This is a genomic window from uncultured Bacteroides sp., assembly GCF_902491285.1.
Classification (GTDB): Bacteria; Bacteroidota; Bacteroidia; order Bacteroidales; family Bacteroidaceae; genus Bacteroides.
Map to the genome: position 1 here is coordinate 40,215 of NZ_CABUHK010000020.1, position 13,956 is coordinate 54,170.

The window sequence follows — 13,956 nt, forward strand, 5'->3', positions numbered from 1 at the left end:
TAAATGAAGAAGACAATCTCTCAAATCGTATCCGAACGCATCCTTATTCTGGACGGCGCAATGGGTACAATGATTCAACAATACAATCTCAAAGAAGAAGATTTTCGTGGTGAACGTTTCGCGCATATTCCCGGACAACTGAAAGGGAATAACGATTTGCTTTGTCTGACACGTCCCGATGTAATTCAAGATATTCACCGTAAGTATCTCGAAGCAGGTGCGGACATTATCGAAACGAATACATTCAGCTCAACCACAGTCTCTATGGCCGATTATCACGTAGAAGAATATGTACGTGAGATAAATCTTGCCGCCGTAAAACTGGCTCGTGGGCTTGCTGACGAATATACAGCAAAGAATCCCGATAAACCCCGTTTTGTAGCCGGTTCCGTAGGGCCAACGAACAAAACCTGCTCCATGAGCCCCGATGTGAACAACCCGGCTTATCGTGCTCTGAGCTACGATGAACTGGCTGCCGCCTATCAGCAACAGATGGAAGCGATGCTTGAGGGTGGGGTAGATGCTATTTTGATTGAAACAATATTTGATACGCTGAATGCGAAAGCGGCTATTTTTGCCGCTGAACAAGCAATGAGAGTGACAGGTGTCGAAGTGCCTGTCATGCTGTCTGTGACTGTCTCCGATATTGGCGGGCGAACCTTGTCCGGACAAACCCTGGAGGCATTTCTCGCTTCCGTGCAACATGCCAATATTTTCTCTGTCGGCTTGAACTGCTCGTTCGGAGCCCGTCAGTTGAAACCTTTCCTTGAGCAATTGGCAGCCCGCGCACCTTATTACATTAGTGCATATCCGAATGCCGGATTACCGAACAGTCTGGGCAAGTACGACCAGACACCTGCGGATATGGCTCACGAAGTGAAAGAATATATCGACGAAGGATTAATAAATATAATAGGTGGTTGCTGTGGAACGACAGATGCCTACATTGCCGAATATTCAGCCTTGATAAAAGGTGCAAAACCACACGTTCCGGCTGCAACACCGGACTGTATGTGGCTTTCCGGGCTTGAACTGCTCGAAGTGAAACCGGAAATTAATTTTGTGAATGTTGGCGAGCGTTGTAATGTAGCCGGTTCGCGTAAGTTTCTTCGTCTGATAAATGAAAAGAAATACGATGAAGCTCTTTCCATCGCCCGTCAGCAGGTAGAGGACGGAGCCTTGGTGATTGACGTCAATATGGACGACGGACTGCTGGACGCCAAGACTGAGATGACGACTTTCCTGAATCTTATTATGTCCGAACCGGAAATTGCCCGTGTCCCGGTGATGATTGACTCTTCCAAGTGGGAAGTGATTGTTGCCGGATTGAAATGCCTGCAAGGTAAGGCAATCGTCAACTCTATTTCTTTGAAAGAGGGGGAAGAAGTGTTCCTCGAACATGCCCGGACTATCAAGCAATACGGAGCTGCCGCCGTTGTCATGGCTTTTGATGAAAAAGGCCAGGCGGATACTGCCGCCCGTAAGATAGAAGTATGCCAACGTGCATACCGTCTTTTGGTTGATAAAGTCAATTTTAATCCCCATGATATAATCTTCGACCCCAATGTGCTTGCCGTAGCTACGGGAATCGAAGAACATAACAACTATGCCGTGGACTTCATTGAAGCTACCGGATGGATTAAGAAAAATCTTCCCGGCGCGCATATCAGCGGTGGGGTGAGTAACCTGTCTTTCTCTTTCCGTGGCAACAACTATATTCGTGAAGCCATGCATGCCGTGTTCCTTTATCATGCCATTCAGCAAGGAATGGATATGGGAATCGTGAATCCGGGAACTTCCGTTCTATACAGCGACATTCCGGCCGATGTGCTCGAAAAGATAGAAGATGTCGTTTTGAACCGCCGTCCCGACGCGGCAGAACGTCTTATCGAATTGGCGGAATCTCTGAAAGCAACCATGAGCGGAGCAGCAGGCCAGCCGGCTGCCAAACAGGATGCTTGGAGGGAAGGAACCGTTCAGGAGCGTTTGAAATATGCCTTGATGAAAGGGATTGGCGATTATCTCGAACAGGACTTGGCAGAAGCTCTGCCGCTTTACGATAAAGCGGTGAATGTGATTGAAGGGCCGTTGATGGATGGAATGAACTACGTAGGCGAACTTTTCGGAGCAGGTAAAATGTTTCTTCCGCAGGTGGTGAAGACTGCCCGGACAATGAAGAAAGCCGTTGCCATCCTCCAGCCTGTCATTGAATCGGAAAAAACAGAAGCAACAACCTCTGCCGGAAAAATATTGCTTGCTACAGTGAAAGGGGATGTGCACGATATCGGAAAGAATATCGTTGCCGTAGTGATGGCCTGCAACGGTTACGATATTGTCGATTTGGGGGTGATGGTTCCTGCGGAAACAATCGTGCAGCGTGCTATCGAAGAAAAGGTGGACATGATTGGATTGAGCGGATTGATTACTCCTTCGCTGGAAGAAATGGCCCATGTGGCCGCTGAACTGGAAAAGGCCGGACTCGATATACCTCTTCTGATTGGGGGAGCCACTACCTCAAAGATGCACACTGCATTGAAGATTGCTCCTGTATATCACGCTCCGGTGGTACACTTGAAAGACGCTTCCTTGAATGCCGGTGTCGCCGCCAAACTGCTGAATCCGCAGATGAAGGCCGAACTGGTGAACGAGTTGGAAAGCGAATACGAGGCGCTTCGCGAAAAGAGCGGTTTGATGAAGCGTGAAACAGTTTCATTGGAGGAAGCTCAGAAAAATAAGTTGAACCTATTTTAAAACATTACCACAATGAAAAAGATTTTCTCTTTCTTATGTCTGTTCATGGCATTGACTGCTATGGTGTCATGTTCTTCTGCAAAAGAAGAAAAAGGAACGTCCGGAACCGGAAATGCTGCATTGGATAATATCTTCGAACGCAAAAGCGTGCGTACTTATCTGAACAAAGGAGTGGAGAAAGAGAAAATCGACCTGATGCTTCGTGCCGGGATGGCTGCTCCTACGGGAAAAGATGTCCGTCCCTGGGAATTCATCGTGGTGACCGATCGCGCCAAGTTGGATTCGATGGCTGCCGCGCTTCCTTATGCCAAAATGTTGACGCAGGCTCGTAATGCCATCGTTGTCTGCGGGGATTCCGCACGTTCATCCTATTGGTATTTGGATTGTTCCGCCGCCACTCAGAATATTCTGCTGGCTGCCGAAAGCTTGGGATTAGGTGCTGTATGGACAGCAGCTTATCCTTACGAAGACCGTATGCAAGTCGTACGCAAATATACTAATCTCCCTGAGAGTATTCTTCCGCTTTGTGTCATTCCTTTCGGCTATCCGGCTACAAAAGAGAACCCGAAACAGAAATTTGACGAGAAAAAGATACACTATAATCAGTATTAGCAAACAAAAGTTTTGTCTTTTCAATAATTTCCTTACATTTGCGTCTTAATTGATTAAATCTGATACGCAAATGTTTGGAATAGACGACCCTTTTATCATTCTGCCATACCTTCTTTCAGTAGTATGTGTGATTTTTGCTGCCTGGTTCGGGCTGAAATATTGGAATAAGGACGATAAAAAAGACGAAACCCGATGAATACATTTACTCTAGGACTGATTGTGATAGCTTATCTGCTGTCACTTGCTTATCTTGGCTTTTTAGGATATAAGAAAACGACATCTGCCAGTGATTATCTGGTGGGGGGACGTCAGATGAATCCTATCGTAATGGCTCTTTCATACGGTGCTACGTTTATTTCCGCATCCGCTATCGTTGGCTTTGGCGGTGTGGCGGCCGCTTTCGGGATGGGAATCCAGTGGCTTTGCTTCCTGAATATGTTTATCGGAGTTGTGATAGCTTTTATCTTTTTCGGTTTGCGTACCCGGCGTATGGGGGCAAAACTGAATGTGAGCACTTTTCCCCAGTTATTGGGGCGGCACTTCCGTTCACGTAATATACAGGTATTTGTCGCTGCCGTTATTTTCATTGGGATGCCACTGTATGCGGCGGTTGTAATGAAAGGCGGCGCAGTGTTTATCGAGCAGATTTTTCAGATTGATTTCAACGTTTCTTTGTTGATATTTACTTTGGTGATTGCAGCTTATGTGATAGCAGGGGGGATGAAAGGAGTGATGTACACGGATGCTTTGCAGGCGGTTATCATGTTCGGCTGTATGCTGTTTCTGTTGTTTTCTCTCTATCGGGTGCTTGATATGAATTTTGTGGAAGCCAATAAAGAACTGACTGCTATTGCTCCGCTAGTCCCGGAGAAGTTTAAAGCGTTGGGGCATCAGGGATGGACTGCAATGCCTGTGACGGGCTCTCCACAATGGTATTCACTGGTTACTTCTCTTATTTTAGGAGTGGGAATCGGTTGCCTCGCACAACCTCAGTTGGTGGTTCGTTTTATGACGGTGAAAAGCAGTAAGCAGTTGAATCGCGGTGTATTTATCGGTTGCTTCTTTTTGATTATAACGGTAGGCGCGATTTATCATGCCGGTGCATTGAGCAATCTTTTTTTCTTGAAAACAGAGGGAGCGGTCGCAACGGAGGTGGTGCAGGATATTGATAAGATTATTCCATATTTCATAAATAAGGCAATGCCCGACTGGTTTGCCGCACTCTTCATGTTGTGTATCCTTTCGGCAAGTATGTCTACGCTCAGCTCGCAGTTTCATACGATGGGGGCTTCGGTAGGGTCTGATATTTACGGGACATACAAACCCCGTTCACGTGGTAAGCTGACCAATGTAATCCGTCTTGGTGTATTGTTCTCTATTCTGGTCAGCTATATTATCTGCTATATGCTGCCGCATGACATTATTGCCCGTGGAACTTCTATCTTTATGGGAATCTGTGCGGCTGCTTTCCTGCCCGCTTATTTCTGCGCTTTATATTGGAAGAAAGCTACAAAGCAGGGAGTGATGGCAAGCCTTTGGGTAGGAACAGTCGGCAGTTTGTTTGCTCTTGTATTTCTTCATCAGAAAGAATCTGCTGCGCTGGGTATCTGCAAAGCCCTGTTCGGGCGGGATGTGCTGATTACCACTTATCCTTTTCCGGTGATAGACCCGATATTGTTTGCATTGCCTTTATCGGTATTGGCAATTGTCGGGGTTAGCTTGATGACTTATAAACGATGATTTTTACGCTTTGATTTTCTTTTTATAGGATTCATAGCGCGACATGATGTCGCGGACGAAATTGTAAGTCTCAATGCCACGGAAATAACCGTTTTTACAAACGGGGTCGGTGAAGTATTCTTCATTGCTTTTGAGTAAGATAAAGTTCTCTACATTATCTTTCCATACCAATTTGTTTTTTCCATATTTTTCCGCCAGAGCCATGGCATCGTAAATATGTCCTAAACCGGCATTGTAGGAAGCCAGAATAAAGTTGAGACGTTCCTCCTTGTCGGGAATCATGCTGAAACTACGGTCGGTGGCGGCAATGTATTTGATAGCTGCCTTGACACTCTCCTCCGGGTTTTGTTCTTTTCCGGCAGGTACTCCCATGGCACGGGCGGTGGCGGGCATTAGCTGCATCAGCCCTTTGGCACCTGCCCAGGATACGGCCGTTGTGTCAAAGTTGGATTCTGTATAAGCCAGCGATGCAAGCATACGCCAGTCCCATCCGATTTCTTTGGAGTATTTCTTGAATAAATCGTCGTAATGGGAAATCTTTCCCTCTTTCAATGAAAGGATAGGAGAGTGGGGCATCATTTTGCTGTTTTCAAAGTAGCGTTTCATACTGGCTGTATAAGCGGGAGAGGTCATGTTCTCCTGATGCCATTTGGTGGCGGCTGCGGCCAGCTCCGGACTGTCTTTCCGTACTGCCCATGAAGAGCGCTGGTCGAAACTGACAGGCAAGTCTATGTTCAGGTTGGGATAATACGTCTTATTAAGTTTCGCTAAATCGTTGTCGGCTACGGTATATGGTATTTTGCCTTGCGCCACTTGGGTGATTAAGTCCTCGATAGTGATACTGTCATTGGTCACCTCATGGATCTGGATTCCGCCGCCTAGTTCACTGTTCAGATTGACGAGACGGTCATAATACTTTCCGGGTTTTACGTATATGTCTTTTCCGACCAGTTCGGTAACGTCTTTCAACGGTTTCTGTTTACCTCTTCCTTGCTGGACGATTACCTGATGGGTAATCACATCTTCACCGCAGTAGAGGAGACTGTCTTTCCATTCTTTGGTTATGGGCAGGTTGTAGGCAATCATGTCCCCTTCGCCTGCCAGTAACTTCCGGATCAGTTCGTCAACGTTGTTGGCTACTTCGATTCTTAGTTTTAAGCCCAGGCTTTTGGCAAACTGCTCGCTGAGTTCATACTGGAACCCCATTTCCTGTCCCCGGTAAATGAAATATGAAGTAGAGCTGTATAATGTCAGTACAACCAATTCGCCGCTGTCTTTTATCTGTGGAAGATCGCGAGCGGATTCGTCCGTCTTGCTGTGCTGCTTGTTCCGGCATCCGAACATACAACAGAATAACACAAGGAATAAAGGGATAATCAGCGCCTTGACATTCATACCTGACATTTTGTTTTTAATTCTCAACTCTCTCCATTCTCGGCTCTCAACCTTTCAAGTGTTTCTTAATGTACATGGTCAGTATGTCGATAGCCACTTTATTGCTACCGCCTTCGGGCACGATAAGGTCGGCATACCGTTTGCAAGGTTCGATAAATTGCAGGTGCATCGGTTTCAGAACCCGTGTGTAGCGTTCCATTACAGCTTCGGCAGTACGTCCGCGTTCAACGACATCCCTTTGGATGACGCGTATCAGACGTTCATCGGGATCGGCATCCACGAATATCTTAAGGTCCATCATATTACGCAGTTTCTTGTCGCATAAGGCAAGAATCCCTTCGATGATGATGACTTCCCGCGGTTCGATATGAATAGTTTCGGGCTGGCGGGTGCAAGTCAGATAAGAGTAGGTGGGCTGTTCGATACTCTTTCCTTCTTTCAGCGTCATGACGTGTTTGGAGAGCAGGCTCCACTCAAAAGCGTCCGGATGGTCAAAATTGATATTCTGACGCTCTTCGACCGGGACGTGACTACTGTCCTTGTAGTATGAGTCCTGAGGTAATAATACTACTTCCCCTGCGGGGAGACTTTCTACGATTTTTCGTACGACGGTGGTCTTTCCGGAACCTGTTCCGCCTGCTATTCCTATAATTAACATCTCTTTAAGTGTATATTTGAACCAAATAGAGTATTTTTGCATTACTATTAATGTGGTAAACACATTAACAAGACAAATATAGAAACAATTCATTAAAATAACAACGTAATGGTAAAACACATTGTATTATTTAAGTTAAAAGACGACGTTCCTGCTGAAGAGAAGCGGGCAGTTATGACAAAATTCAAGGAAGCGATAGAAGCACTTCCTGCTAAAATCTCTGTAATCCGTAAAGTGGAAGTGGGATTGAACATGAATCCCGGTGAGACATGGAATATAGCACTTTACAGTGAGTTTGATACTCTGGAAGACGTGAAATACTATGCAACGCACCCCGACCACGTAGCTGCCGGTAAGATTCTGGCAGAAACAAAGGAAAGCCGTGCGTGTGTAGATTATGAATTATAACCCTCCAATTATTGAAAATGAAAAAGTTTATTTCTTTTCTGCTTTTAAGCTTTGTTGTGTATGCTTTGCAAGCACAGATTAAAGATCCGGTAAAGTTCAAAACTGAGTTGAACACTCTTTCTGATACCGAAGCGGAGATTGTATTTACCGCCACTATTGATCAAGGGTGGCATGTTTATTCTACTGAACTTGGAGATGGGGGACCTATTTCTGCGACATTCAACGTTGATAAGAAAAGTGGGCTGGAACTTGCCGGAAAACTGAAACCGGTCGGCAAGGAGGTAGCGACTTTCGACAAACTGTTTGAGATGAAAGTGCGTTATTTTGAGAATACGGCAAAGTTCATTCAGAAAGTTAAACTCACAGGCGGGGCTTATGAAATAGAAGGATATCTGGAATATGGTGCTTGTGATGATGAGAGTTGTCTTCCGCCTACCGAAGTGCCGTTCAAGTTCTCCGGAGTAGCGAAAGCCGGAAGTGCTGCTGCGGCTAAGACAGAACAGCCGGAGAAAAAGGAACCGGAGAAAAAGGAAGAATCTGCTCCCGCTCCTGCTGAAGTAAAAGACTCTGCTGCTATGATGGAACTGGTGCCCGCCACTCCGGTGGATGCGGCTACGGACATTCAGCCTGCCGTTGCATCCGGTGAACTTTGGAAGCCGGTCATCAGCGACCTGCAAGCATTGGGCGAAGAACATGGGCAGGAAGATATGTCTTGGATTTATATCTTCATAACAGGTTTCCTCGGCGGTTTGCTGGCTTTGTTCACTCCTTGTGTGTGGCCGATTATCCCGATGACTGTCAGCTTTTTCCTGAAACGTAGCAAGGATAAGAAGAAAGGTATTCGTGATGCATGGACGTATGGTGCATCTATCGTTGTGATTTATGTAGCATTGGGGTTGGCCATTACGTTGATTTTCGGTGCCAGTGCGTTGAATGCGTTGTCTACCAATGCAGTCTTTAATATTCTCTTCTTCCTGATGTTGGTGATTTTTGCCGCTTCGTTCTTCGGAGCATTTGAAATCAGGCTTCCGTCGAAGTGGGGAAATGCAGTGGATAGCAAGGCGGAATCTACCACGGGATTGCTGAGTATTTTCCTGATGGCTTTCACGCTTTCATTGGTTTCTTTCTCTTGTACAGGTCCGATTATCGGTTTCTTGCTGGTACAGGTATCTACAACAGGAAGTGTCGTTGCCCCGGCTATCGGTATGCTGGGATTTGCCATCGCACTGGCTTTGCCGTTCACTCTGTTCGCGTTGTTCCCGTCATGGTTGAAGTCTATGCCGAAATCAGGCGGATGGATGAATGTAATCAAAGTGACATTAGGTTTTCTCGAACTGGCATTTGCGCTTAAATTCTTGTCGGTAGCCGATTTGGCTTATGGCTGGAGACTGCTTGACCGCGAAACGTTCCTTGCTTTGTGGATTGTTATTTTTGCTTTGCTCGGATTCTATCTGTTGGGTAAGATCAAGTTTCCGCATGATGACGATGATAATAAGGTGGGAGTTACCCGTTTCTTTATGGCGTTAGTCTCTTTGGCATTTGCGGTTTATATGGTTCCCGGTTTGTGGGGAGCACCTTTGAAGGCGGTAAGTGCATTTGCTCCACCTATGCAGACTCAGGATTTCAACTTGTATAAGAATGACGTACATGCGAAATTCGACGATTATGATTTAGGTATGGAATATGCGCGTCTGAATGGGAAACCTGTCATGCTTGACTTCACAGGATATGGCTGCGTAAACTGCCGTAAGATGGAAGCGGCAGTATGGACTGACCCGAAAGTAAGTGACTTGATTAATAATGACTATGTATTGATTACGCTTTATGTGGATAACAAGACCCCGTTGACCGAACCCGTGAAAATCGTGGAAAACGGTACGGAACGTACTTTGCGTACAGTCGGTGACAAATGGAGTTATCTGCAACGTGTGAAGTTTGGTGCGAACGCCCAGCCTTTCTATGTGTTGCTGGATAATCAGGGCAGACCGCTGAACAAGTCATATGCTTACAACGAGGATATTCCTAAGTATATCGAGTTCCTGCAGACTGGACTGGAAAATTATAAGAAAGCGAAATAATCGTTTCGCTGATAGATTGATACTGGAAAGGCGGTCTCATCCTTTGGGTGAGGCCGCTTTTCTAATATTGTTATTTTACTTCGAAAAAGGTTTCCAGTCCGCGTCGACTATCAGTGCCGACCATTATTTTGAACTTACCCGCTTCTACTACTTTTTTCATGTCAATATTCCAGAAAGCCAGTTCGTCTAAGGGAAGTTCGAATGTTGCCATCTTTTCTTCATTTGGACTTAACTCTATCCTTTTAAATCCTTTTAATTCCTTAACCGGCCGGGTGACGGAACCGAAAAGATCCGATACATAGAGTTGAACCACTTCTGTTCCTTTATATTGCCCTGTATTTTTTACTTTGACACTGATTGAAAGCGTATCGCCCGAAGTGAGTACGGTGCGGTCTGTTCTTAAATCAGAATATTCGAAAGATGTGTATGACAGACCATATCCGAACGGGAATAAAGGTTGCGCTCCTATATCGAGATAATAAGAGGAGTGTCCTAATACGGACTGTTTGGCATTTAATGGTATCTCGTCTAAGGGCTTTTCTTTTCCTGTAGCCGGACGCCCGGTATTGGTGTGATTATAGTAGATGGGAATTTGTCCTGTTGCTTTTGGGAAAGTAACGGGTAGTTTGCCGCCAGGTGTGACCTTACCAAATAAAATATCCGCCAGTGCGTTACCGCCCATCGTTCCGGGATGCCAGGCATATAATACAGCATCGGACAGGTTTAGTTCCTCATTGATAATCAACGGGCGTCCCGCCATAATGACTGTAATGAGCGGCTTATTTGTTCCGCTTAATACCTTGATAAGTTCGGATTGAGCTCCTTGTAGCTTTATATCAGCCAGACAATGCGCTTCACCCGACAGGATGGCTTCTTCGCCGATAAAAGCTATAATGGCATCTGCCTGGTGTGCTTCTGCCAATACCTTATTGAAGTTCGTCTTATTTTTATCTCTGCTGTACTCCAGACCTTTCACAAAATGAATTTTCACTTTGTCGCCATACATTTCACGCAGTGCTTTTACAGGCGTCTGTGTTCTCTCTGTTTCTCCGTCCATTGTCCAGGTTCCGAGTTGGTCGTGGGGAGCGTCGGACAATGGGCCTACTATCAGGATACTTTTTATTTCCGAAGACAGCGGTAATGTGTGGCTCTCATTTTTTAATAAAACAACAGACTCTTCCGCTATTTTCTTTGCAATAGCCAGATGTTTGTCCGAGTAGGTTTCTTTTCTCTTATTGATATCAGTGTACGGATTATCAAACAGTCCGAGCCTGAATTTTAATCTTAGCACATTTCGCACCGCATTGTCCAATGTCTTTTCGGAAATTATCCCTTTGGCGATTAATTCCTCTATATTCTGAATAAATGCTTTGGAAGACATATCCATGTCCAGTCCGGCTTCTATCGCTTTTCGGGCTGCATCTTTCCGGTCTTCAGCGAAGCCATGTTTTATCATTTCCGTCACAGAGCCCCAGTCGGAAACGACAACCCCGTCGAAATTCCATTCTTTGCGGAGAATATCCTTTAATAGTTTTTTGTTTCCTGTAGCCGGAATCCCGTCGTTATCATTGAACGAAGTCATGATACTGGAACAGTTGGCTTTTACGGCTTTCTCGAAAGGCGGAAGATAGACATCTCGCAACTGCCTTTCGGGAATATGGGTTGAATTATAATCACGTCCTCCTTCTACGGCTCCATATCCTATAAAATGCTTGGCGCAGGCAGCCATTGATTGCGGATTTGATAAATCATCACCTTGAAATCCGTTTACTACGGCAACAGCCATCTGTTCTGTGAGATAAGTATCTTCACCGAAACTTTCGGCTATGCGTCCCCACCGGGCATCTCTGGATATGTCTATCATGGGGGCAAATGACAATCTGACACCATGCTCCGTGGCTTCTATGGCTGCGATTCGTGCTCCTTCCTGTATCAGTTCCGGATGGAAAGTGGCAGCTTGCCCTAACGGAATGGGCAGCATGGTCTTGAAACCATGCACGACGTCGCGTGTGAAAACCAGGGGGATACCGGTTCTTGATTGCTTGCAGGCGATTTCTTGTAATTCATTGACGACTTCGGGTTCGGTAACATTCATTACCGAACCGATTTCTCCTTTTTGTATCAATATCTTCAGATTCTCAATTGTACCGCGTCCGTCAAGTTGGTTCAACTGCCCTGCTTTTTCACGGATAGTCATACCCGATAGGGTTGAATCAATCTTTTGTTCTAAATACGTATTCTCATTCTGGGCATGGGAAAAACAAAATGTTGATAACAGATATAGCAAACACAAAATCTTTTTCATATACATATAAGTCTTATTTTACGGGTATGAACAGTACAGCGTCGGCAATGACCGTCCCGCTTGTATCTCCGGTGGATATTTCTACATAGGGCATGGGGCTTTTCTGAAAATCGTATGTCCCCAGTTCCACCCATTCTCCTGTAGTCTGTCCTTCTATTCTCACGCTGTCTTTATGTATGACTTTTGTCCAACTATCGGTTCCGTCCGAGATGGAATATGTGATAGCGGGTGATATGTCTTTTCTCATGTGATAATAAGTATAGACTTTGTATTTTCCTTTATGTTCCATATGTGGGGTGAAACGGATGGGCGAACCGTTGCGGACTTTGGATTTCAGGAAAGTGGGACCATATCCTCCCTGCTTTTTAATAATCTCCCAATCATTATTGACGGATAAGTCCAGTTCGCTGTCGTCTATCAGTATCTCGGAAAAACTACCGTCCAACAGAGGATTTTCGTGTAGCAATGCCTGTACTTTCTTTATATCGACGGTCTGTACGCTTCCTGTGTTTATGGCTTCTGCTGCGGCGATTGCGGCAGACTGTGCCAATACCATAAATACCGGCTCCATACGGATGGAACCGTAGGCGATATGACTGGCAGAGAGACAAACGGGAACGAGCAAGTTCTTACATTCTTCTTCCTTGGGGATGATGGAACGATAGGATATGGGGTAGGGGAGTCCGCCGCCGATTTCTACATTTCCCTCATTTTTTACCATGTATTTCCCGTCTTTTTTTATGAGTATCCGTTGGCAGTTGTGTGAGTCCATGGTATATGCAGCCATGCCGATACCATCGGTGACCGTTTCCCGTCCTTCGCAATGTGCTTGCGTCATTACATAATCCCCTGTCATCCTGCGGCTTTCTCTGATATATAGTTGGGGCGACCAATGGTTGTCCTCTGTATATTCGTCTTTGGGGTAGCCCCATGCTTGTATTTCATCTCTTAATTCTTGCGGAACCCTGGGGTTGGTCTTGTAGAAATAAAGTAATCCCTGGGTATAGTCTTTATGTGCTTGAATGATTTCCGCCCTTTCTTCGTAAGATGCTTCCGGATAGTTATGGTTCATTCCAATCATATCAGTAGAAAATCCTCCCCGGTTATTTATATCCGTCTTATTGTTTGGCATCCGGCTCCAGATAAAATAATGGTTTAGTTTTCTTTTATCGGGTTGGGCGTCAAACAGGCGTAGCAGCAACTCATACTTGGTGGAGTCATAATTTTCCGGTCGGGTGATTCCTATTTTGTTGGCCGGATTATCGGTGAGGCAAATACGGTAATTATAGGCTTGCACTAACTTGTCGCCCGTACCGTCCGATGAGAGTGCGGCAGGACTGATTCCCCATAATAATCCGCTCGTGGAATCACCCTTTATCTTGTAGGGGTCTATTCCGTCCGGGAACTGGTGGCCTTTCATCAGTTGGACACCATTGTAAGTTTCATTATATAGCTTGTTATCTTCCCGCCCTATCGTATAGGAAACTCCTGCTTTAGCCATCAGGTCACCCTCATAAGTACAGTCGATGAATACTTTGGCGGCTATGGATTTGCCGGGTTTTGTTCTGTCGGAACTTTCAAGGGTGATATTTTTTATATATCCGTTGGCAAGTTGGGCGTCTGTGATTCTGTATTTGTATAAAACCTCGACGCTTGCCCGCTTAATGTAGTCATTAAAGATGCTGTCCGCTACTTTGGGTTCGAATATCCATTGTTCCAGTTTACCGTAATGAGTGCCCAAACGGCGGTAAAAGTCTTTTGATAATCCGGTCACTACTTGTTTGTTTCCTATATCGGTGAAACCAAGCCCGCCGGAAGTCAGTCCGCCGAGGCGGTTTTGCGGTTCGATAAGCAATACCTTCTTACCCAACATCTTGGCAGAGTATGCTGCTATTACTCCGGCGGAAGTACCGCCATAGATACATATATCGTACTCTTCTTCCGGGTTGCTTTTACAACTGAACAGAAAAGTAAGAACGGTCAATAATAGAATCAGTTTTTTCATATCC

Annotated in this window: 10 protein-coding genes; 6 read left to right on the forward strand and 4 right to left on the reverse strand. The window is 45.5% G+C overall.

Translation table 11 applies throughout. The features are described from left to right. The first annotated feature begins 3 nt into the window (after nucleotides 1-3). The 4 genes from metH to RDN93_RS07430 all read left to right on the forward strand — a co-directional run bounded on the left by metH (nucleotide 4) and on the right by RDN93_RS07430 (nucleotide 5,103). Nucleotides 4-2,751: a methionine synthase gene (gene metH / locus RDN93_RS07420; protein ID WP_308744902.1), complete on the forward strand. Its 2,748-nt coding sequence runs from the start codon at nucleotides 4-6 to the stop codon at nucleotides 2,749-2,751. A gap of 12 nt (nucleotides 2,752-2,763) precedes the next feature. After that, the gene (locus tag RDN93_RS07425) at nucleotides 2,764-3,363 is read left to right on the forward strand and encodes a nitroreductase family protein (RefSeq protein WP_308744903.1); all 600 of its coding nucleotides are present in this window, start codon (nucleotides 2,764-2,766) and stop codon (nucleotides 3,361-3,363) included. A gap of 70 nt (nucleotides 3,364-3,433) precedes the next feature. Then, nucleotides 3,434-3,559 carry a symporter small accessory protein gene (locus RDN93_RS22080; RefSeq protein ID WP_374047373.1) on the forward strand — a complete coding sequence of 42 codons (126 nt, stop codon included), beginning with the start codon at nucleotides 3,434-3,436 and terminating at the stop codon, nucleotides 3,557-3,559. After that, nucleotides 3,556-5,103: a sodium:solute symporter family protein gene (locus tag RDN93_RS07430; RefSeq protein WP_308744904.1), complete on the forward strand. Its 1,548-nt coding sequence runs from the start codon at nucleotides 3,556-3,558 to the stop codon at nucleotides 5,101-5,103. Before RDN93_RS22080 ends, RDN93_RS07430 begins: the two co-directional genes overlap by 4 nt. A 3-nt stretch (nucleotides 5,104-5,106) precedes the next feature. On the opposite strand, the gene RDN93_RS07435 is transcribed toward RDN93_RS07430, so the two are convergent. Beyond that, nucleotides 5,107-6,498, reverse strand: coding sequence for a transglycosylase SLT domain-containing protein (locus tag RDN93_RS07435; RefSeq protein ID WP_308744922.1), 1,392 nt, complete (start codon nucleotides 6,496-6,498; stop codon nucleotides 5,107-5,109). Between the two features lie 46 nt (nucleotides 6,499-6,544). Next, entirely contained in the window at nucleotides 6,545-7,156 is a 612-nt protein-coding gene (gene udk, locus RDN93_RS07440; RefSeq protein WP_308744905.1) for a uridine kinase, read from the reverse strand. A gap of 108 nt (nucleotides 7,157-7,264) precedes the next feature. Here udk and RDN93_RS07445 point away from each other — a divergent pair, with 108 nt between their 5' ends. Then, nucleotides 7,265-7,564 carry a Dabb family protein gene (locus RDN93_RS07445; RefSeq protein WP_308744906.1) on the forward strand — a complete coding sequence of 100 codons (300 nt, stop codon included), beginning with the start codon at nucleotides 7,265-7,267 and terminating at the stop codon, nucleotides 7,562-7,564. A 17-nt stretch (nucleotides 7,565-7,581) separates the two neighbouring features. Then, nucleotides 7,582-9,642, forward strand: a complete 2,061-nt coding sequence (locus RDN93_RS07450; protein WP_308744907.1) for a cytochrome c biogenesis protein CcdA — start codon at nucleotides 7,582-7,584, stop codon at nucleotides 9,640-9,642. A gap of 70 nt (nucleotides 9,643-9,712) precedes the next feature. Here the strand turns inward: RDN93_RS07450 and bglX are convergent, their stop codons facing one another. Both bglX and RDN93_RS07460 read right to left on the reverse strand, forming a co-directional pair. Then, nucleotides 9,713-11,953: a beta-glucosidase BglX gene (gene bglX / locus RDN93_RS07455; RefSeq protein WP_308744908.1), complete on the reverse strand. Its 2,241-nt coding sequence runs from the start codon at nucleotides 11,951-11,953 to the stop codon at nucleotides 9,713-9,715. A gap of 7 nt (nucleotides 11,954-11,960) precedes the next feature. After that, complete coding sequence (locus tag RDN93_RS07460) at nucleotides 11,961-13,952, reverse strand: FAD-dependent oxidoreductase (protein WP_308744909.1); 1,992 nt, start codon at nucleotides 13,950-13,952, stop codon at nucleotides 11,961-11,963. Between the last annotated feature and the right edge of the window lie 4 nt (nucleotides 13,953-13,956).

What these genes read in the sequence shown, in the direction of transcription:
- metH (WP_308744902.1), top strand. Translation starts at nt 4, where the DNA reads ATGAAGAAGACAATCTCTCAAATCGTATCCGAACGCATCCTTATTCTG.
- RDN93_RS07425 (WP_308744903.1), top strand. Translation starts at nt 2,764, where the DNA reads ATGAAAAAGATTTTCTCTTTCTTATGTCTGTTCATGGCATTGACTGCT.
- RDN93_RS22080 (WP_374047373.1), top strand. Translation starts at nt 3,434, where the DNA reads ATGTTTGGAATAGACGACCCTTTTATCATTCTGCCATACCTTCTTTCA.
- RDN93_RS07430 (WP_308744904.1), top strand. Translation starts at nt 3,556, where the DNA reads ATGAATACATTTACTCTAGGACTGATTGTGATAGCTTATCTGCTGTCA.
- RDN93_RS07435 (WP_308744922.1), bottom strand. Translation starts at nt 6,498, where the DNA reads ATGAATGTCAAGGCGCTGATTATCCCTTTATTCCTTGTGTTATTCTGT.
- udk (WP_308744905.1), bottom strand. Translation starts at nt 7,156, where the DNA reads ATGTTAATTATAGGAATAGCAGGCGGAACAGGTTCCGGAAAGACCACC.
- RDN93_RS07445 (WP_308744906.1), top strand. Translation starts at nt 7,265, where the DNA reads ATGGTAAAACACATTGTATTATTTAAGTTAAAAGACGACGTTCCTGCT.
- RDN93_RS07450 (WP_308744907.1), top strand. Translation starts at nt 7,582, where the DNA reads ATGAAAAAGTTTATTTCTTTTCTGCTTTTAAGCTTTGTTGTGTATGCT.
- bglX (WP_308744908.1), bottom strand. Translation starts at nt 11,953, where the DNA reads ATGTATATGAAAAAGATTTTGTGTTTGCTATATCTGTTATCAACATTT.
- RDN93_RS07460 (WP_308744909.1), bottom strand. Translation starts at nt 13,952, where the DNA reads ATGAAAAAACTGATTCTATTATTGACCGTTCTTACTTTTCTGTTCAGT.